The 19,085-nt window shown below is 71.8% G+C and carries 19 protein-coding genes and 1 pseudogene; 5 read left to right on the forward strand and 15 right to left on the reverse strand.

Going from position 1 to position 19,085, the window contains the following annotated elements:
* Positions 1-31 precede the first annotated feature (31 nt).
* Complete coding sequence (locus O7610_RS20400) at positions 32-808, forward strand: alpha/beta fold hydrolase (RefSeq protein WP_289211565.1); 777 nt, start codon at positions 32-34, stop codon at positions 806-808.
* On the opposite strand, the gene O7610_RS20405 is transcribed toward O7610_RS20400, so the two are convergent.
* On the reverse strand, positions 780-2,552 hold the full coding sequence (locus O7610_RS20405) for a hypothetical protein (RefSeq protein WP_289211566.1): 1,773 nt from the start codon (positions 2,550-2,552) through the stop codon (positions 780-782). The genes O7610_RS20400 and O7610_RS20405 overlap by 29 nt on opposite strands.
* On the reverse strand, positions 2,549-2,815 hold the full coding sequence (locus O7610_RS20410; RefSeq protein ID WP_289211567.1) for a hypothetical protein: 267 nt from the start codon (positions 2,813-2,815) through the stop codon (positions 2,549-2,551). The genes O7610_RS20405 and O7610_RS20410 overlap by 4 nt, the downstream gene beginning before the upstream one ends.
* Before the next feature lie 224 nt (positions 2,816-3,039).
* On the opposite strand from O7610_RS20410, the gene O7610_RS20415 reads away from it, so the two are divergent.
* Positions 3,040-4,272: an IS110 family RNA-guided transposase gene (locus O7610_RS20415; RefSeq protein WP_281551456.1), complete on the forward strand. Its 1,233-nt coding sequence runs from the start codon at positions 3,040-3,042 to the stop codon at positions 4,270-4,272.
* Between the two features lie 3 nt (positions 4,273-4,275).
* Here O7610_RS20415 and O7610_RS20420 read toward each other — a convergent pair whose 3' ends face one another.
* From O7610_RS20420 to O7610_RS20440, 5 genes are read right to left on the reverse strand one after another with little or no spacing between them, the layout of a single operon-like run.
* Positions 4,276-4,599 (reverse strand): SET domain-containing protein-lysine N-methyltransferase, encoded by a 324-nt coding sequence (locus O7610_RS20420; protein WP_289211568.1) that lies wholly within the window; start codon positions 4,597-4,599, stop codon positions 4,276-4,278.
* On the reverse strand, positions 4,599-5,846 hold the full coding sequence (locus tag O7610_RS20425) for a preATP grasp domain-containing protein (protein ID WP_289211569.1): 1,248 nt from the start codon (positions 5,844-5,846) through the stop codon (positions 4,599-4,601). Before O7610_RS20425 ends, O7610_RS20420 begins: the two co-directional genes overlap by 1 nt.
* A 3-nt stretch (positions 5,847-5,849) precedes the next feature.
* Positions 5,850-6,581 (reverse strand): class I SAM-dependent methyltransferase, encoded by a 732-nt coding sequence (locus tag O7610_RS20430; RefSeq protein WP_289211570.1) that lies wholly within the window; start codon positions 6,579-6,581, stop codon positions 5,850-5,852.
* A complete protein-coding gene (locus O7610_RS20435) occupies positions 6,578-7,684 on the reverse strand; it encodes a hypothetical protein (protein WP_289211571.1) in 1,107 nt (368 codons plus the stop codon). Before O7610_RS20435 ends, O7610_RS20430 begins: the two co-directional genes overlap by 4 nt.
* Positions 7,681-8,757: a lysine-2,3-aminomutase-like protein gene (locus O7610_RS20440; RefSeq protein WP_289211572.1), complete on the reverse strand. Its 1,077-nt coding sequence runs from the start codon at positions 8,755-8,757 to the stop codon at positions 7,681-7,683. Before O7610_RS20440 ends, O7610_RS20435 begins: the two co-directional genes overlap by 4 nt.
* 141 nt (positions 8,758-8,898) lie before the next feature.
* Between O7610_RS20440 and O7610_RS20445 the strand changes: the two genes are divergently transcribed.
* Complete coding sequence (locus tag O7610_RS20445; protein WP_289211573.1) at positions 8,899-11,565, forward strand: tetratricopeptide repeat protein; 2,667 nt, start codon at positions 8,899-8,901, stop codon at positions 11,563-11,565.
* 82 nt (positions 11,566-11,647) lie between these two features.
* Here O7610_RS20445 and O7610_RS20450 read toward each other — a convergent pair whose 3' ends face one another.
* From O7610_RS20450 to O7610_RS20480, 7 genes and pseudogenes are all read right to left on the reverse strand, one after another.
* Complete coding sequence (locus tag O7610_RS20450; protein ID WP_353850388.1) at positions 11,648-12,331, reverse strand: SMODS-associated NUDIX domain-containing protein; 684 nt, start codon at positions 12,329-12,331, stop codon at positions 11,648-11,650.
* A 97-nt stretch (positions 12,332-12,428) separates the two neighbouring features.
* Positions 12,429-13,847 carry an IS1380 family transposase gene (locus tag O7610_RS20455; protein ID WP_289211574.1) on the reverse strand — a complete coding sequence of 473 codons (1,419 nt, stop codon included), beginning with the start codon at positions 13,845-13,847 and terminating at the stop codon, positions 12,429-12,431.
* Between the two features lie 88 nt (positions 13,848-13,935).
* Positions 13,936-14,130, reverse strand: a complete 195-nt coding sequence (locus O7610_RS20460; protein ID WP_289211575.1) for a hypothetical protein — start codon at positions 14,128-14,130, stop codon at positions 13,936-13,938.
* A gap of 224 nt (positions 14,131-14,354) precedes the next feature.
* Positions 14,355-15,134 (reverse strand): annotated as a pseudogene (locus tag O7610_RS20465) (CHAT domain-containing protein).
* Positions 15,135-15,166: 32 nt separating this feature from the next.
* Positions 15,167-15,568, reverse strand: a complete 402-nt coding sequence (locus O7610_RS20470; protein WP_289211576.1) for a hypothetical protein — start codon at positions 15,566-15,568, stop codon at positions 15,167-15,169.
* On the reverse strand, positions 15,547-16,095 hold the full coding sequence (locus O7610_RS20475; protein WP_289211577.1) for a hypothetical protein: 549 nt from the start codon (positions 16,093-16,095) through the stop codon (positions 15,547-15,549). Before O7610_RS20475 ends, O7610_RS20470 begins: the two co-directional genes overlap by 22 nt.
* Before the next feature lie 92 nt (positions 16,096-16,187).
* A complete protein-coding gene (locus O7610_RS20480) occupies positions 16,188-16,457 on the reverse strand; it encodes a hypothetical protein (RefSeq protein WP_289211578.1) in 270 nt (89 codons plus the stop codon).
* A 453-nt stretch (positions 16,458-16,910) separates the two neighbouring features.
* Between O7610_RS20480 and O7610_RS20485 the strand changes: the two genes are divergently transcribed.
* Positions 16,911-17,105 (forward strand): hypothetical protein, encoded by a 195-nt coding sequence (locus tag O7610_RS20485; RefSeq protein ID WP_289211579.1) that lies wholly within the window; start codon positions 16,911-16,913, stop codon positions 17,103-17,105.
* Between the two features lie 56 nt (positions 17,106-17,161).
* Here O7610_RS20485 and O7610_RS20490 read toward each other — a convergent pair whose 3' ends face one another.
* Complete coding sequence (locus O7610_RS20490; RefSeq protein WP_289211580.1) at positions 17,162-17,998, reverse strand: PHP domain-containing protein; 837 nt, start codon at positions 17,996-17,998, stop codon at positions 17,162-17,164.
* 134 nt (positions 17,999-18,132) lie between these two features.
* On the opposite strand from O7610_RS20490, the gene O7610_RS20495 reads away from it, so the two are divergent.
* Positions 18,133-19,047: a macrolide 2'-phosphotransferase gene (locus O7610_RS20495; protein WP_289211581.1), complete on the forward strand. Its 915-nt coding sequence runs from the start codon at positions 18,133-18,135 to the stop codon at positions 19,045-19,047.
* Positions 19,048-19,085 lie beyond the last annotated feature (38 nt).

Raw genomic sequence — 19,085 nt, forward strand, 5'->3', positions numbered from 1 at the left:
TCGATCCGCCTGGCCCAGGTAACATCGGCGAATGCGCCGCAGCGGCTCGATCGACGTCGATGGCGGGTGCCTCGCCTACACCTGTGTCGGGCGTGGAGAGCCAGTGGTCCTCGTGCACGGGTTCACGCTCGACCAGCGGGTGTGGCGGCCCCAGGTGCGGAGTCTGCGCCGGCGTTTCCGGGTGCTGACCTACGACTGCCGCGGCTTCGGGCGGTCCACCTGCCCGACCGGCCCCTACAACCACGCCGACGACCTCGCCGTGGTGATCGCGGCGCTGGGCGGCGGACCCGTGCACCTGGTCGGCATGTCGATGGGTGGTCGCATCGTGCTCGGGTTCGCGCTTCGTCGGCCGCACGCGGTGCGGTCGCTGACGCTGATCGGCGCCGATGTGGGCGGCTACCGCCACGATATCGACTGGGACGTACCCGCCGACCAGGACGACCTGACCGCAGCGAGGTCGGCGTGGCTCGGCCACGAGCTGTTCGCCACCGCCCGGCGCGACCCGGTGGTGTGGTGCCGTGTCCGGTCGATGGTGGCCGACTACTCCGGCTGGCATTGGCTCCACGAGGACGTACGCGTGCCGCCGGACACCGACACCTGGGACCGGCTGGCCGAGATCACTGTGCCGGCGACCGCGGTCGTCGGCGAACACGATCTGCCCGACTTCCACCAGGTCGCACGCTCGATCGAGCTGCGGATGCCCCGCGCCAGCCGGGTCGTGGTGGCTGGCGCGGGGCATCTGGTGAACCTGGAGTCGCCGTCGATCTGCACTGCGCTGATCACCGCCCGGGCCGGGGCCCTGAACTGAGGTTCGGCCCGGCCGATCGCCACCGCTCCTGCTCGTACCAGGCCTTGTCGAACGCGGTGACGGCCGGCACGGCCCTACCGGCGTCGCAGGCCTCGGCGACGGTGCGCCAGAGCGCGTCGACCAGGCCCGTATAGCGCACCGCTGTCCACAGCTCGTCGCGGGTGAACGCCGGTCCGTTCATGCGGACGGCGCGGATGTCGTAGCAGCCACGGTAGGGGGTGCCGCGTACGGACAGCGGATCTCGCCACAACGCGGCACCGGGGGCGCGCAGTGAGTAGCGAACTCTCGCTGCGATGTGCCCGCCGTGCCACAGGTCGCTGTGCTCGGCCACGTCCGGCAGCGACGGCGGGAAGTAGTAGTGGCGCTGGTGCGGGACCTCGTGCCGGTCGAAGTTGCCGGGCGCGAAGTGCCACCGGTTGTACTGCATCCGCTGGGCCACGAGCCACAGCATCCTGCCGAGGTCGTTCACGGCGTCGTCGGGCAGCCGGGGATGCGGCATGACCGCGCAGAAGAAGTCCGGCTTGCGCAGTTGCAGCACGGGTCCCAGACGGTCGGTGCCGGCCGGTGCCAGGGCCGTGAGGTCACGTACCGCGCTGGACATGCCGTAGTCCGCGCGCAGGTCGACGACCGCGACCTGCACGATGACCGTCAGCAGCGACTCCACGCCGTTGCGGCAGGCCTCGGCGGGCAGCTCGAGCAGCGCGCGCACCACCTGCCCGATGGCGTCCTCGCCGTCGAGCCCGGTGGTTTCGACACCGGCGGTCTGCCTGGCGAACGCCGCGAGCGGTGCGGGCAGGGTGCGGTGGCGGCGCTGCGTCTGCGGCAGCATGGTCACCACCTCCTGCTTGGCGAAGGTCGTACCGTGGACGCGCCGGTAGCGCATCGAGTCGGACTGGTCCACCGCGCGGCTCAGCTCACCGACCTGCTGCGCCACGGCCGTCAGGTCCAGGTGGTCCGTGGGGTCGGCCGGGCGGGCGGCGGCGGTCTGGTAGCGCCGCCGTGCCTGGACCAGCCAGTCGCGCAATCCCACTGCGGTGAGCTGCCGCCCGTTGAACTCCTCGAACCGGATCGCGCGGCCCGCGGCGAACAGCAGGTGGGCCGCAGCGACGAACAGCCGCTGCGCGCTGGTCCAGGTGTCCGGGTGCTCGCTGGCGAGCCTGTCCAGCAGCCCGTCGCGCAGCAGGGTGTTGGTGCCCGCGTCGGACCGGGAGAAGACCTCCTCACCGGAGTAGATCAGTACGGTCTCGACCCGGTCCACCCAGTCGGCGACCTGGCTTACCTTCTCCTTGAGTAGTCCTCGGTCGTGCCAGCCGGCGAGCAGCCGGTCCAGCTGTGCCTGCTGGTCGCGCTCGTCCTGCTCCCAGTCGGCGACGGCCTCCTCGATCTGGTCGTGGAGGTTGGCGGGCAGTGTCATGCACCCAGCGACGTACCCGGCCGGATGGGGGTGGTCCGCGTCGACCGGGCACAGCCGCAGCCGGCCGTTGGACGCCTGCACGACGATGACGTCTCCGGGGCGTGCCTCATCGGGCGGGCGCAGTCGCAGCTCGTCGTCGCCGATCACGTGCAGCAGGGTGATCCGCTCCCAGGCTGTCAGCGCCTGCACGGCCCGGGCGAAGGGGACGCGGCCGTCGATGGTCAGCAGGCGTACGACCTGCTGGTAGGCGGGCGCGCCGGAGTGTGTGCCGCCGCGGAGCCGGGCCAGGACCGCTGCCAGGCCGCCGCCGGGGGGCTCTGCGGCCGTCATGGCCGAAGCCTGTCGGTGCCGTGTACGTCTCCGCCGCGGACTGGGGTCTCCTGCGGCACGCGTGCCGCGGCGGCGATGGCCGGCAGCAGCAGGCTCGCCCACCTCTCGGTGAGCTCCGAGTCGGGTGTCAACGCCGTCGCGCGCACGGTGCCGGCGCAGGCGGCGCTGCCGCACCGGCACCGGAACGACCAGGGGTCCTCGAAGCGGAAGCCGCGGTAGTCGCATGTGGCCTCGGTGCCTAATGAGTTCTGGGAGTGAGCCATCCGGCAAACTCCTGGTGGGTAGGTAGCCGCCAGCCGGTGAGCACTCCGGGTTCCTGGACGTCGAGTCCTGACGAAAGATCGTGCCCCGGCTGGTCGGTGTGGAGAGTTGATCGCTGATGGGATGTCGTGCCCGCCCGGTCGCGGCGTGAGCACTGCTTCATTAGGTCGCTGATGGTTCTCCTCCTGGCTACCAGCGGTGATCGACTCAATAGGCGGGAGAGACGTTGCTGTTCATAGGAGATGACTGGGCGGAGGACCACCACGACGTCGAGCTCATGGACGCCTCCGGCCGCAGGCTGGCCAAGGCGAGGCTGCCCGAGGGCATCGCCGGCATCACCAGGCTCCACGCGATGATCGGCACGGCGCTCGGCGACGACATCGACGCCGACGCTGCTGCTGCTCAGGTGAAGATCGGTATCGAGACCGATCGGGGCCCGTGGGTGCAGGCGCTGGTCGCCGCCGGGTACACGGTGTACCCGGTCAACCCGTTGCAGGCGGCCCGCTACCGGGAACGTCTGGCGGTGTCCCGGGCCAAGAGCGACGCCGCCGACGCGCACATGCTGGCCGACATGGTGCGCACCGACTCGCACCAACTGAGCCCGATGGCCGGAGACTCGGCGGACGCCGAGGCGGTCAAGGTCGTCACCCGGATGCACAAGACGCTGATCTGGGAACGCACCCGTGCTGTGCAGCGGCTGCGGCACGCGCTGCGGGAGTACTTCCCTGCGGCGTTGGAGGCGTTCGAGGACCTCGACGCCGCTGACACCCTGCAACTCCTCGCGAAGGCCCCTGATCCGGCCAGCGCCGCCCGGCTGAGTATCAGCCAGATCAGCGCCGCTCTCAAACGGGCCCGGCGCCGTGACGTCGCGGCCAAGGCCGCGTCGATCCAGGCGGTGCTGCGTGCCGAGCACCTCGGCCAGCCGGCCGTGGTCACCACCGCCTACGCCGCGTCGGTGCGCGCCCTGGTCGCCCTGCTGGTCACTCTCAACGAGCAGGTCAAGGCCCTGCAAGGGCAGGTGGAGGACCATTTTGGCCGGCACCCGGACGCTGAGATCATCCTGTCCCAGCCCGGACTGGGTGCCGTCCTCGGCGCCCGGGTGCTCGCCGAGTTCGGTGACGACCACGACCGCTACGCCACCGCGAAGGCCCGGAAGAACTACGCCGCGACCAGCCCGATCACCCGCGCGTCCGGGAAGAAGAGGACCGTCGCGGCCCGGTTCGTCCACAACGACCGGCTCATCGACGCCCTGATGACCCAGGCGTTCTCCGCGTTGAAGGCCTCGCCGGGTGCCCGCGCCTACTACGACCGGCAACGTGCCCGCGGCGCCAGCTACAACGCCGCGCTGCGCCAACTCGCCAACCGGCTCGTCGGCATCCTGCACGGATGCCTGAAGACCGGCACCGTCTACGACGAGGCGACCGCGTGGTCGCATCACCTCAGCAAGGCTGCTGCTTGACATTCAAGCTCCTGGGATGTCTTTCGGGATGTCGCGCACGGCGATGCCGACCGACAGCCCGTCGTCGAGGACCGACGGGTCGCAGGAGTGGTTGATCAGGAAGGCGCCCTGGCAGGGGGTGAGGTGGCGGCCATCGGCCCGGCGGAAGCCGAACTCGGCCAGCCATGCCAGCACCGGCAGCGGTGTCTCGTCGCCGCTGCCGGCCGGCAGCACCCTGCAGCGGGGGCATGGCCACCACACGGCCGTGCCGGCGGGGATGTCGCGCAGGGCGATGACCCCCACGCCGTGGATCTTGCTGAAGCCGGGGTGTAACGCGGTATGCAGCATCAGACCAGCTCCAGGATGTCGGTCAGCTCGTTCTCGACCGCGGCGACCGCCTCGGCGGTGTGGCCCGAGACGAGGTAGCGCCACTTACCGTCGACCTTGAGGGTGTCCACGAGCAGGGTCGCGCGGGCCGGTGCGGCGCGCTCGGCGAGGCCGGCGTGCGCCAGCGCCTTGACCGCCCGGTGGAAGTCCAGCCGGTTCGTGCCGGGCCGGACGTCGGCCCGCCAGTGCACGGCGGCCTGCGCGGGTCCGGGGTGCAGCCGCCGGGCGAGCTCTTCGAGGTAGGTGCCGCCGGTGCGGCGTACGTTGGCTTCGGTCACGACGAACCCGCCGGGGTGGACACCGGCGTCGACGTCGGCGTACCCGCGGAAGCCGTGTCGGTGCAGCCACCCTCCGATACGGTGGGCGGCCTCGACGACCTGCGGTTCGGCCGTCACCGCCGGGGTGACCATCCCCGTCCACGCGTTGTCGCGGGTGCGCTGGTCACAGGTGTAGAAGGCGTGCACGCCAGCGCCGTCCAGGAACAGCTCGATGCTCGGCACCGCCGTGAACGCCATCCGCTCCTCGTAGACCCAGCCGCACCGGCGGGCGGGGGCCTCGGCGACGGAGCGTCGGATCTGATGCGGTACGAGGTCGATGTCGGCGGCGGTGACCTCGAAGGTGCCGTGGCCGTTGGAGGACCGGTTCACCTTGACGATGGCGCGTTCACGGGTGTGCAGGAATCGGGTCAACTGCTCGGCGAGGTCGGCTGGGGCGTAGGCGTGACCGCCGTCGGCGACGGGCAGGCCCATTTCGGTGGCGATCTCGCGGAACCCGGCCTTGGTGTTGATCCGCCGGATGGCGGTCAGCGTGCGTTCCTCGGGCAGGCTCGGGTAGTCCGCCAGGCGCAGGCGGCGGCTGCGGGCGAAATCGACGACGCGGGCGTCGACGACGAACGGCGCCAGCTGCGGGCGGGCGGTGACGGTGGGGGTGGCGTCGAGCGCGGCGACCACGTCGAGCGGGTGGCCGGGAAACAGCGCGGAGGGCGCCACGACGTCCACCGTGTCGGCGGGGACGTCCACGACGGACGCGACGTAGTCGCGAAACGCCGGATCGCACGGTGCCAGAGCCACCACGCAGTCGCCCGGTTCGGCCTGCCACAGTTTGCGCGGGGTGACCACAGCCATCGCCCTGGCGTAGGAGGCCGGCGGGCAGTCGATCATGACGTCATTGACCAGGTTCGCCATGATGGTGCGCGGTTCGCGGGCCATCGCTCACACCTCCAGCGGGCGGGTCGCGGCGAGGATCACGTGACCGGCCAGTGCCCAGCACACGTCGACGTCGGTGAAGCCGGCGGCCGAGAGCCAGCCGATGTGGTCGGCCAGCCGGGCGGGCCGGTCAGCCGGATCCGGGTGGCGGTAGAGGTTCCAGCGGGCCTGCCGGAACGCGGTCAGGCCCGCGTCGGATCCGTACAGGGTCAGGGACTGCTCCTCGACGGCGGCCTCCCACTGCCTCGCGGCCAGCTCGTGGGAGGCCGCCGTCGCCGGCAGCACCAGGTCGCACTGGACGTAGACGCCACCGGGCCGGAGCAGACCGCGCACCGACCGCAGCAGCGACCGCTTCTGGCCGTCGTCGAGGTGGTGCACCGCGAGGGAGGTCACCACGGCGCCGTAGGCCCCGGTGCGCCACTGCGTACCGGCCAGGTCGGCGTGGCAGAAGCGGATCCGGTCGCCGTACGCCTTGAGCCGCTGCCGCGCGGCGTCGATCATCGCGGCCGAGGCGTCGACGGCGGTCACCGAGCGGTCCGGCTCGGCGGCGAGGATGGCATCGGTGAGGATCCCGCCGCCGCAGCCGAGTTCGAGCACCGCGGCATCGGGCAGGTGCGCCAGCAGGGCGCAGATCGCTTTCACCTGTTCGTCCCGTCGCGGCACGAACACGTCGCCGAACCGCAGGAACAGGTCGGTCTCGGCGTCCTGCCAGTGCGGGGACGGATCTTCGAAGGTCACTGTTCCTCCATGGGTTCGAGAACTCCTTGTCGGTGCAGCCAGCCGGCGAGTGCTTCGGCTCCCGGTTCGACCTCGGCGAGCGCGGCGGTGCGGGGGGCGTGGAGCCAGTCGAGCGGGGTGCGGGCGGGCAGGTGCCGGATCGCGCCCAGGGCGGACACCAGCACCGCGTCGCCGGTGTATGCCCACACCAGCGGTACGTTCAGCCGCCACCGGAACCTGCCGCCCGCCGGTCCCTCCGCCGTGGCGGCAGCCGGTGCGGGGCGCATACCGGCTGCCGACAGCCGGCAAAGCAGGGCCGCGTCCGATGCGGTGGTGCCGACGTGGCGGCGGTAGTCGGTCATGAACTCGGCCGGCACCGGACCGTGCAGCCGGTCGCCCCACAGCGGCTGCACGGGCTCCGGGTCCAGCCCGCCCTGGTAGGCGGCGATGTTGAGCGCCAGCGCTGGGCCGTGGGTGCGGGCCACATGCCAGGTCCCGGCCGCCCAGGCGAAGCCCTCACCTGCGGCGGCGGTCATCGACCGGGCCGCGCCGAGCACGTGCCGCGGATCCAGCTCCGGCAGGTACTCCTCCCTGGTCGCGGTGCCCTCAGCGGCGGCGATGCGGCGTGCTGTGTCCTGCAGCGGCCAGCCCTGGACGGGCCAGAAGTGCATGGTCTTGGACCCGGACAGGACCAGATGCAGGTTGGAGCACGCTTCCCGGTGCACGCCGCCGGGGGTGCACTCGTAGTCGCCGAAGAAGATCTCCGACTCCACGGCGCCGCTAGGCAGCCCCTGCTCGGCCAGGACGGGTGCGTAGGCCTGCACGACGGTCTCGAACAGTGCCCGGTGGTGGAGCTGGGCGTCGCGAGCCCATGCGAAGTACCCGCCCGTGCTGCTGTCCAGTCCGGCGCTCCACGGGAGCCGGCCCGTCCCGCGGTGGTCGGGCCAGTGCCGCGTCGGCACAGGCCGCCCGTCGAGGAACAGCTTCGCCGCGTCGTCGTCGGCCGCCGCGAGCGCGTCGCCCAGCGCCTGCCACACGGTCGGGGCGTTCAGCGCGGGCAGGGTCCACCGGACCGGACGGCAGGCGAAGCCGTCCACGGGGTCGCCGAGGTGCAGGCCGGTCATGCCTGTGCCGCTGGCGGGAAATCGGCTTCGGCGGCGGCCGGACCGTACCGGTGCACGACGCCTTGCGGGTCGATGACCAGGTAACCGAGCTCGTCACGTTCGAGGTAGCCAGCGGCGATGGGCACCTTTCCGTGGCCGCCGGGGATGTCGAGCACGTACGTCGGCTGACACAGGCCCGACACCGGGCCGCGCAGCCGGCGCACCAGTTCCTGGCCGGCGGCCACGCTAGTGCGGAAGTGGCCCGTGCCGGGTGCGAGGTCGCCCTGGTGCAGGTAGTAGGGCTTGACCCGCAGCCGCACCAGCTCACGGAACAGCTCCTCCAGCGCCTCGACGGAGTCGTTGACGCCTTTGAGCAGCACGGTCTGGCTCAGCAGCGGGAACCCGCCGTCTGCGAGGTCGGCCAGCGCGCCCCGGGCCTTCGGGCCGAGTTCCTGCCGGTGGTTGCAGTGCACCACGATCCACACCGGCGTGTCGGTCCGCAACGCCTGCCGCAGGTCCGCGGTCACCAGCTCGGGAGCCACTACCGGCACCCGGGTGTGGATGCGCACCACCCCGACGTGCGGGATGCGGTCCAGCTCGCCGACGATCCGTTCGAGCCGGCGCGCCGACAGCATGAGCGGATCACCGCCGGTGAGGATGACCTCCCAGATCTCGGGGTGGGACCGGATGTAGTCCAGTGCGGCGGCCAGCTCGCTCTCACCGAGCAGCCCTTGCCCTGGCCCGACCATCTCGCGCCGGAAGCAGAATCTGCAGTACACCGGGCACAGGTGCAGCGGTTTGAGCAGGACTCGGTCGCGGTAGCGGTGGGTGATGCCCGGCACCGGCGTGAACCGGGCGTCGCCGATCGGGTCGGGCGACTCCTCCGGGGTCGCGGCCAGCTCGAGCACGCTCGGCACGAACTGGGCCGCGATCGGGTCGTCCGGCCGGTGTGAGATCAGCTCCTGCATCGCCGGGGTGACACTGATGGCGTACCTGTGTGCGACGGCCTCGACCTCAGCCGCCTTCTGGGCGTTCAGCAGGCCCGCCTCGGCCAGGCCCGGCACCGTCCGGATCGTCCGCGACCGGTTCCTCATCGACAACCTCCGTAGTCCGACCGGGGCCATGCAACCACCGAATCCCGCCCCGCAGCCCGCAGTCGGTACGAGCCCGGACAACCTCGGACGTCATTGATCGACGGATGCCGCTACGGTGGGATCGGCAAGGAGGGGACGCCGTTGAACACAGGCCAGGGCGCGCGGGTGGGACGTCCCGATCCCCGGCGCATCGTGACCCGCCATGATTTCGGCGCCGAGCTGACCCTGGCCCGCCAGGCCAGCGGGCTGAGTGTGCGGCAGGTCGCCTCCCGGGTCGCCGTGCCCGCCAGCACCGTCGGCGGCTACTTCGCCGGCACCCACCTACCCGGCCTGCAACCGCCGGGACTGCTGGAACGCATCCTCCGCCTGCTCGGCACCACGGACCCGGCCGACCTGACCGCCTGGCGGTCGGCCTACTGGCGGTTGCGCCAGGCCGGCGGCTCCGGCGGGGACGATCCGCGCCAGACCGAGCGGGCCGACCCCCTCGTGCCTGTGTCCATCCGACCGCCCGTGGAGCGGCTGGCCCTCGAGCCCAGCATCCGCGGCCGTGACGAGCTGCTCCAGTCGCTCGAATCGATCGTCCTCGCCGCCGGGCAGGCCGGCCCACCGGCCCGGGTCCACGTCCTGCACGGGCTCAGCGGCAGCGGCAAGAGCACGGTCGCGCTCGCCGCGGCACGGACCGCCCTGCACCGGCAGGTGCGGACCTTCTGGATCCAGGCCGACGACGGACCCTCCACCGCGGCCGGTATGCGCGCCCTCGCCGTCGAGCTCGGCGTGCCCATGGACCAGTGGTACGCCGAGAACCTGCCCGACGGCGTGTGGCGATGCCTCGAAGCCCTCGACGAGCCGTGGCTGCTCGTGTTCGACAACGCCGACGATCCGCCCGCCTCGCTGGCACTGCCCCGGCACGGCCTGCTGGACGGCACCGGCTGGCTGCGGCCCACCGGCCGCGCGAGCGGGACGATCATCGTGACGACACGCGACGGCAGCAATATGACCTGGCACTCCACTCCGCCGCCGTGGCTCACCCTGCACCGGCTGGGCGGGCTTCACCGCGACGACGCCGCCGAGGTGCTGCGCGAACTGGCCGGGTCGGCGGTGGGCACGCACGACGACGCGGCCGCGCTCGCCGAACGGCTCGGCGGCCTGCCGCTGGCGCTCAACCTCGTCGGCCGCTACCTCAACGAGGCCGACGAGGTTCCCCCCGGCCTGGCAGGGCCGGGGCTGCCCCGGACCTACACCGCCTACCTCGAAGCGCTGACCCGGGGCGACGCCGGTCCCATGCCCGGCCGGTCGGGCGGCACATTCGCCAGCCGCACCTCCCGCACGGGCATCGACCAGGCCTGGGATCTGTCGCTCAGCCTGCTCGCCGAACGAGGGCTGGCCCACGCCAAACCCCTGCTGCAGCTGCTGGCCTGTCTCGGTGCGACGGTGGTGCCGTACGGCCGGCTGCTGCGCGCAGAGACGCTCGCGGGATCGTCACTGTTCACGGGGATGCAGCCGCTGGGAACGTGGGAGGCGCTGCGCGCGCTCGAAGGCCTGGGCCTGATCACCATGTCCGGCCGGGACGACGCCGCGGGGCTGACGATGCACCCGCTCGTGCGCGACACCGTACGCGCCGATCCGGACCTGCGCCGGCACGCGGGCGCGCTGCTGCACCTGACCACGGCCCTGCTCGAACCCGCCATCGGCGCGGTGGACCCGAAATCGCCGGCCACCTGGTCACAGTGGCGGCTACTCGCCGACCACTGCACCGCGCCGCTGGACCTGCTCGAGGAGCAGGCCATCCCCGCCGACCTGCTGCGGGCCGCGGTCCGGCTCGCGCACCGCGCGGCGAGCTTCCTGCGCGCCGCCGGGCATCGCGGCCAGGCCGGATCCGCATTCGACCGGACCCTCGCCGCCGCCCACCGATGCCTGGGCGACCTGGACCAGCTGACCCTGACGATCAGCCACGACCTGGCGCGGCTCGACCACGACCGGGGGCGCGCGGCCGAGGCGGAGGAACGCTTCAGGGCGGTGCTGGCCGCCCGGCGCGACATTCTCGGCGACGAGCACCCCGACACCCTGCACACGCAGTACTACCTGGCGCGCACGCTGCGCGCCCGGGGCGCGCTCGACGAAGCCGAGAAGCTGCTGGCCAGCACCCTGGCCGCCCGCACCCGGCTGCTGGGGACGCTGCACCCCGACACCCTCACCAGCCGGCACGGCAGCGCCGACCTGCTCAAGGCACGCGACCGCCTGCCCGAGGCGCTCGCCGCATACCAGGAGGTGCTCGCCCAGCGCCAGCAGGTGCTCGGCGAGGCCCACCCCGCCACCATGGTCACGCGCCAGCACCTGGCCGAGGTCTACCAGCGGCTCGATCAACTCGATCTCGCCGAGCGCGAGTTCCGCTGGCTGTGGGAGAACAATCAGCGGGTACGGGGCACCGGCCATCCGCGCACGCTCGCCGTCGGGCAGTCACTGGTGGAGGTGCTGCACGACCGCGGCGCCGTCGCGGCCGCGGCGGACCTCGGCCGCACCGTGGCCCAGGCCCGCCGCGACACCCTCGGCGACGCCCATCCGGCCACCCTGGCCAGCCGCTACCGCCTGGCGCTGATCCAGGTGGACCAAGGCGACGTCGTCGGCGCGCGGCGCGAGCTGACGGCGGTGCTGGCCGATCGCCAGCACGTGCTGGGTGTCGACCATCCGCATACCGGGCTGGCCCACGACACCCTCGTCGCGGTCGGGCAGCGCACCACCGACCAGGCCCCGCACGCCGACCGCGCCCCCGACGCCGAGCCCGTCCGACCCCACCGGGCGCCTGACTGACCACTCCCGATACCACCAGGACCGGTACCGGTGCGGCAGCCAGGGCCGCTCGCCGGTGTCCTGCGGGCGTCGCGCGGCACGGTCACTGGGCCGCCGCCGGCGGCAGGTCCTCACGCACGCGGCGGACGCCGAACAGGTACGCCGACTGCGGCCCCACCAGAACCGCCCGGCAACGCCCGGAGATGATCTCCGAGCTGGTCGAGAGCACCACGCCCGGTGTCTCACCTGACCGTGCCGTGCGCAGCAGCGCGCGGCGGAAACGGTCCTCGGCTGCGGACCGGCCCAGCTCGTAGACCTCGATGTGGCGGAACTGGCGGTAGGAACGGCCCGGCACGGTTCGGGGCGCCTCGGTCACCGCCCGTACGAGGGTGAACGAGAGGCTGGCCACCATGGTGCGCAGGTGTGGCAGGCCGACCTCGCCGAGTTCCTCGAAGATCTCGCGGCGCAGGCAGTCGCGGGCGGACTCGCGATCCGCACTGTCGCCGAACCAACGCAGGAAGGCCCCGAGCCGCCGCGACGACACGAACCCGCGCAGGTCCGCATAGGTGACCGACTGGCGTGTTCCGCGCCGCTCCTCCCGGAAGCCGATCCGGTCGAGCGCGGCCTGTGCGGGAATGCGGAGTTTGAACACGCCTCCGGGCGGCCCGAAGGAGCCCGGCGTGTAGGGCGTGTGGAACAGGACGTATCCGTCGTCGTCCTTGACCCTGATTCTTCGTGGGTCTGACGCCGTTCGATGACCAGCGAGTCTGCATCGTTGGCGGTGGATGTATCGGCTCCGTTGGGTGTGGTTGTGGGCCGGCTGTCGCGCCGGTGGCGTGGTCTCCTGGGGTTCCTCCTGGTCGTCGGGGCGGTGGTGTGGGTGGTCAGGTGGCGGGCATGGGCATCCGGCGGATGATCTCGATGGCGGTGGCCAGGTCGGTGGCCCAGGGCCAGGTGTGGGGTAGGCGTAGCCACCGGTAGCGGCGGGCGCGGACCAGGCGTGCGGGGGTCTGGAAGATCCGGTAACGCAGTGTCTTGGGCTCGGCCTTGGCCAGGGCGCCGGTCAGCGCGTAGAGGCGCATCCACGCGGTGAGGACCACGGCGATGGTGACGGCGGCGCACCAGGCCTTGTTGACCTGCCATTGTTTGGACGGCAGATGCCCGAGGCCGGTGTCCTTGGTGGTGCGTACGTCGTCTTCGACGCGGGCGTGTACGCGGTGACGGGCGTCGGCGCGTTGCACGGACAGGCCGTCCGGGCCGTGGGCGCCGGTGTTGGTGACGAACGCCGAGTACCGGTAGCCGCAGGTGTCGAACAGGGTGGCCTGTTCGTGGTCGAACAGCTTGCGCCGGCGCACGATGACCCGCATCGTCTTCGGCCACTTCAGGCCGGTCAGCCGCTCGCGGAGCAGGTCGGTGATCTCGGTGACCTGAAGGCCGTCGATGACCTCGCCGGTGGTGTTGGACAGGCACGGGACCCACCAGTCGTCGGGTCGGCGGTTGCATGCCGCCCGGACGTGTTCGTCGACGTCGAACCCGATCGAGTACGCCACTCGACGCCCACCGGTCTGGTCGAGGCTGTGCAGCCAGTCGATGAGCGTGTGTGAGGCGCCGGCACCGTCGGAGGTGATCAGCAGGTCGTCGCGTCGGTCGGCGGGTATCTGCGCGATGGCCTGGCGCAGGACCTCGATCAGATCGGCGGCGGTGTTCGCCCCGGCGTTGCCGGGGCGGGGCATCAGGGCGGCCAGTTCACCGGTGTTGTCGATCCACACGCCGAGGCTGTGGAACCCGAACGTCTTCTTGAACGTCGCCTCGGCGTGTTCCTTGCGGGAATGGGCCACGGTGATGGTGCCGTCCACCCGCAGCACGATCGTCTCGCCCATGCTCAGGCCACCGGCGTAGGTCGCCTCCGGCACGCCGGCCGGTAGCAGGCTCCACAGATGCGCGCGCGACTTCGCCCGCGCGGCGTCGATGCGGTGCAGACCGCTGTCGCTGATCTCACCCAGCGCGCGCAGGGCGGTGGTGTCCGAGGCCACCGGCCCGAACAACGCGGCCTGGGCCCGTAGCGCCTCGATGTCGTACACGTCTGTCCCGCCAGCGGCGATCGAACACGCGATGTCAGTCAGGACCCGGCCCCGGTCATGGACCGGATCGAATCCCGGCCTGGCTAGCACGGTGGAGATGCCCGCCGTCAGGCCGGTGCGGTCGGCGAGCATGCGTAGGCCCGCCACCCCGACCATCGCCACCACCCCGTCACCGTCGGCGGTGACACGCAGGTCCTTCGACCATCCGGTAAGCTCACGCACGTCGGAAGTGCCTCCTCGCTAGAGATCCTGGTAGATGTCGCAATCACCATTTTCCCTTGCCTGGCAGGCACTTCCGCGTTTCCGGGCCTCACGAAACCGTTACAAGATCACGACCCCGTGAATATCCAGGGTTGATCCTCAGCAGTGCGCACATCGACACCCGGACCTCCCGGCCCGACAGCGCGGTCCGCAGAAGGAACCATCGCCCGCGCTGGCGCCAGCACCAGGAGGCGATCACGATCAGCACCGATGCGACGATGCTCGCGGCGATCTCGACCAGCATCTGTCCTCCCTGGGGCCTGGCGCCGGACGGTACGGCCCACGGAACGGGCCGTACCTTATTGCAGAAGATCGCGTGGCTGGTGGAAACAGCCCGCGCGAACCTCGGACAAGTCCGGGCGGTGCCGGCCCCGTGGCCGGCACGGGCCTGCCTACGGGTAGGACCTCCTTCTTCAAGGTCTGCAGTCCGTGGCCCCGGCACCGACCTGCCTAGGTAGTACATCCAGGTCAGGAGCCGGCGTGCACGATCGCCGCCCACAACAGCCGGTTACGCGGATAGCGCCGACGCAGTTCCAGCACGGTGGCGTGGACTGCCGCGGCGGGTTCGCCGTCCGCCAGCTGGGCGTACGCCTCCGTCGCGGTCATCCGGGCGACACTGTCGTTGATCTTCCAGAGGGTCCCGACGACGTGGCGGAATCCGGCGAGCAGGAACGCGGACGAGATGTGCACCGCCTAGTCCACCAATTCGGTCCCGCCGAACGCTGTCGTACAGGCGGAGAGGTAGGCCAGTTTGGCGTCGTGCAGGTGCAGCGCAGCGATCTCGCGCACCCGCAGGGGCCCGTCGAAGAGTACGAGGCGGCTGTCGGCAGGGTTCTGCTCGGTGGCCGTGTGGCAGGCGAAGTGGACCAGGCCGGTTCCGGTGAGCCCGGCCAGCACCTCGGCTCGGGTCGCCTGCTCGTCGACGAGCACGGTGGGCCCGGGACGTCTGGCGGCGACCAGCGCTCGAGCGACGTCGTGAGCCGCGGCGGCCGCCGCGGGCAGCGGTGCCAGGCCCTGGGCAACGGTCACCCCGACCACCAGCGACCGCTGGGCGGGCACGACAGCCTGCACGGTCGGCGCGTAGGACGACATGCCCTTGTCGAGCACGGAGGCGCCGGGGACGCCGTCCAGCCCGGCCGCGTGCAGGGGAAGCACGGTCAGCGGTCCCGCGCGGGCACCCACCAGACGCGGTCCACCGGCCGATCGAGGCTGCCGAGGACCGCCTCGGCCACGGCCCGCCACAGCCACGCTGAAACGTCCCGCAGCCGGTCGTTGCTGGTCTACGTCGGGTCGTAGACGGCGCGCAGCGCGCTGTTGGCGTGCTCGCGGGCGCTGTCGTAGGTGACGTCCGGCAGTGGCACGTGGACGACACCGCCGTCGATGACCACGAGCGCGTCGCACCGGCTGTGCGCGATGTTCACGACCACGACCGGCCCCGCCAGGCCCCCGACGTTCAGCGGGCGTGCCGACAGCTGGAAGCCCCGAGGCCGGATCGCTCGGATCTCCGCCAGCAGCGGGTCGCGTTCGCGTTCGCGCAGGTGCCGCATCCGCTGGTCGTCGCCGGGCTCGCCGCTGTCGGCGAGCATGCGGCTCAGTACGGTGAACCGGCCGGCGAGGTCGGGCCGCTCGGCGCGCAGCGCCGCCAGGTCGGCCCTGTTGTTCAGCGCCTGTGCCAGTAGCACGCCGCGCCCGGCCTCAACCAGCTGGAGCGGGGCCTCCGGCTCGACCCCGCAGGCCAGGGCGACTGCCGCGGCGGCGCTGCCCAGACCGGCCAGCTGGACTGGAGCAGATGCCGCTGCTGGTCGTCACGGTCCAGCCGCAGATCCACCACGGCGGCGAGCAGGTCGATCGCGCCGTGGAGCAGGTCGACCGCGGCAGGCCAGTCCCCCGGCTCGGAGCGCATCTCCCCCGCGTTGTACATACTGGATGTGCGTACCAGCGCCGATGCGGACGCTACCGCGCCGGACTCGGCGTAGGCTCGGGCACCGGCCCGCAGGTCGTCCGCGGCCCCGGCGCGGCCCGGCCGCTGTGCCCGCTGCCTCAGCGGCAGCCCAAGATTGGCCAGGATGGTGGACCTGGCCGGATCGTCTGCCGCGACCAGCGAAGCGGCCTCCTGCAGGACCCCCACCGCCTCGTCGAGATCTGCAGGGGCGCTGCGGGCACGGTGTCTGGCCGACAGCGCGGCGCCGAGGTTGGCCAGCAGCCTCACCCGCCGGCCCGGGCCGTGGCCGGTGTGCTCGGCGGCGGCACGACCGGCGGCGTCGATGTCGGCGCTGTCCCGGTGCCGATCGAACCGGGTGCTCAGCGCCCTGGCCTGGGTGGCCAGCAGCTTCGGTCGATCTTCACTGGCGCGGGCGCCGTCCGCACGGCGCGCCCCGCGCAGTCCACGGCGCTGTCGAGACTGCGCGTGTCACCTCGATGCTGGTATCGCAGCAGGAGCGCGCCTGCCAGGTTCGACAGGTGCCCGGGGCGCTCGAGCTCGGTGGCGGAGCCGACGGTCGTCCACAGCATGTCGACCGCCAGGTCGATGTCGTCGAGGTCGCCCCGGTGGTCGAACCTCGTCGCCAGCAACGCGGCCAGGTTGGAGCACCGGCCTGCATGGTGCTCGCCGCGCGGATCGGTGAACGCCAGGCACCGGGTCGCCGCGTCGACCGCCGCGTCGGCGGCGGACGGTCGCCGGCAAACTCGAACCAGCCGAGGTACACCATGGCAAGCCGGCTGACAATCGCCGCGTCCTGTTCGCCGGACAGGCGTCCATGCTCGAGTGCGCACCGCAGCACCAGGGCGGCATCCTGGTAGAGCTCGGGTGCTGCCGTGCCCGGGGGTCGCGGGTCAGGTCCTGTGCGCGCTGCTGCCAGACCTCCACATCACCGGCGTCATACGTCCACAGCTCGGCGACCTGGTTCCGGAGCACCTCCGGAACCAGGTCGGGCGCCTGGCGGTAGACCACGACGAAGTGGTCATCGCCGCAGCGACGTCGTCGGAGCCGGCAGGCGATACCAGCCCTTCCATGACGCGGTAGTGGTGGAACAGGCCCAGGCAGTAGGCGACCGGAAGCTCGCCGGCCCACCGCATCAGGTCCTGGGCCAGCCGCATGGCCTCCGGTTCGGCCAGCACCGACGGATCGCCATCACCCTCGGCGAACCGGTCGAGGCGACGTTCCAGGGCGTTGAGCGCGTCGGCGAATGCCACATCTCCACCGTGACGACGTCCCGTTGATAGCGGCACCGGGGTCGCGGCACAACAGTTGCGTCGGGTGCGCGACCCGATCGCCGTCAGGAGCGCACCCACACCCGGTCGTCGTCCAGCGGGCGGAAGCCAGCGGCCTCGGCCATCGCCGAAGCGACCACGAAGTCCCTGGCCACCTCGCCGGGCAGGTGCGCGTCGCTGCCGAACGACAGCCACTTGCCCCCGCACTCGCGCCAATAGCGCAGCAACTGCCGCGGGTGTTCCAGCCGGGTGTTCAGCTCCAACGTGCGGCCAGAATCGGCGAGCTCGGCCAAGACCGCGCGGAACTCCTCCTCGAAGGCAGCGACGGTGACCGGACCGGCCTGCGCGGGCCACGCCCGCAACGGGTAGTCGACGTGGCCGAGGATCTCGAAGCTCTGGGACTGACCAACCATCGCCAGCACTTCGCTCAGGTAACGGCGGACGACCTCGTGCGGGTCCACGGTGCCGTACATCCGGTCGACGACACGGAACCCGTCCGGGTCGACCAGGGAGTGCACCGAGCCGATCACCTGCTCGAACCCGTGCCGGGCCAGGAGCTCGGTGGTCTGGCGCGGATGCCAGTGGGGCTCGCCGAGCTCGATGCCGGTGTGGATACGCAGCCCGGGAAACGCACTGCGGCAGTCGTCGACGGAGGCCAGGTATCCCTCGACGTCGAGCTGCGGTGCCCGGAAGAGCCCGTCGTCGCCGACCATCGCCTGGTACGCCGGCGGCATCGCGGCGACCGCCTCGGCCGGGATCGTCCAGGTGGTGAAGTCGGCGTGCTCGGTGAACGCCACTGCCCGTAGCCCCAGGCAGACCGCCCGGGCGCAGGCGTCGAGCATCGAGCCGCCGAGAACGTCCCAGGACCACTCGGTGTGGATGTGAAAGTCGGGAGGGAGCACCAGCTCATGATCACCACGGGCGGCGGCGGCTACAACACGTCGGCCTGTACGGAGTCATCCGGACAAGGTCCGTACGGGCGAACTGTCCGGATGTTCTTGCCCGTCGCCTGCCGGGCTGCCTAGCATCGCTCGCTATGGCAGAACCCGAGCACACCGTCGAGCACATCCTCGAGCTGGCGCGCGCACGAGGGCTGCACCTGTTCGGCGACGTGGCCAGACTCGACGACACCGGCTGGGACTTCGTCGTCGTCCACGCGTACGCCGATGACGGGCAGCAGTGGATCCTGCGCGCCCCGCGCAGGCCGGACGTGGCCGACGCCATCGCCACCGAGGGCCGCCTGCTGGAACTGCTGCGTGACCGGTTCACCGTCGCCATTCCCCGCTGGATGATCGCCGACCAGGAACTCGTCGCCTACCGGCGCCTCGCGGGCGAGCCCGCCGCCAGCGAGGACACCACGACGTTCGCGTTGCACTGGCGCATCGACCGGGCCGACCCGCCGGCGTCCTATGTCGAGCGCCTCGGCGAGTTCATGGCGCAGCTGCACAGCATGGACGTACGCGAGGCGCAGGCGACCGGCCTGCCCGTGCGCCGGCTGGAGGACGTCAGGTCGGCGTTCGCGGAGCGGCTGGCTATCGGCGTGTCGGAGTTCGACATGCACCACACCTGGCACGAGCGAGGGCTGCGCTGGTTGCACGACGACCGGCTGTGGGCGCAGCGGCCGGTGCTCATCCACGGTGACCTGCACCCGGGCCATACGCTGGTCGACGACAGCGGGGCCCTGGCGGGGATCCTCGACTGGACCGATGCCGAGATCGGCGACCCGGGGCAGGAGTTCGTCGAGGCGGCGCGCAAGTTCGATCCGCCGATGCTGGCACAGTTGCTGGAGTCATACCGCCGCCACGGCGGGCCGCTGTGGCCGGGACTGTCCCAGCACGCGGTCGAGGCGATCGCCTTCGCGCCGCTGGCGCTGGGTGTGCTCGGACTCCGGTCGGGCAAGCAGCGCTACGTCGATGCCGCCCGCGCGCGACTCGGCGTGCCCTCGGCCTGAAGCGGCGACCGGGGCACGTCGGGCCGGCGGTATCGCAC

It is taken from the genome of Solwaraspora sp. WMMA2065, from assembly GCF_030345075.1.
Lineage (GTDB): Bacteria > Actinomycetota > Actinomycetes > Mycobacteriales > Micromonosporaceae > Micromonospora_E.

Coding starts and splice junctions, on each gene's coding strand:
- O7610_RS20400 (WP_289211565.1), top strand. CDS start 32: ATGCGCCGCAGCGGCTCGATCGACGTCGATGGCGGGTGCCTCGCCTAC.
- O7610_RS20405 (WP_289211566.1), bottom strand. CDS start 2,552: ATGACGGCCGCAGAGCCCCCCGGCGGCGGCCTGGCAGCGGTCCTGGCC.
- O7610_RS20410 (WP_289211567.1), bottom strand. CDS start 2,815: ATGGCTCACTCCCAGAACTCATTAGGCACCGAGGCCACATGCGACTAC.
- O7610_RS20420 (WP_289211568.1), bottom strand. CDS start 4,599: ATGCTGCATACCGCGTTACACCCCGGCTTCAGCAAGATCCACGGCGTG.
- O7610_RS20425 (WP_289211569.1), bottom strand. CDS start 5,846: ATGGCCCGCGAACCGCGCACCATCATGGCGAACCTGGTCAATGACGTC.
- O7610_RS20435 (WP_289211571.1), bottom strand. CDS start 7,684: ATGACCGGCCTGCACCTCGGCGACCCCGTGGACGGCTTCGCCTGCCGT.
- O7610_RS20440 (WP_289211572.1), bottom strand. CDS start 8,757: ATGAGGAACCGGTCGCGGACGATCCGGACGGTGCCGGGCCTGGCCGAG.
- O7610_RS20460 (WP_289211575.1), bottom strand. CDS start 14,130: ATGCTGGTCGAGATCGCCGCGAGCATCGTCGCATCGGTGCTGATCGTG.
- O7610_RS20495 (WP_289211581.1), top strand. CDS start 18,133: ATGGCAGAACCCGAGCACACCGTCGAGCACATCCTCGAGCTGGCGCGC.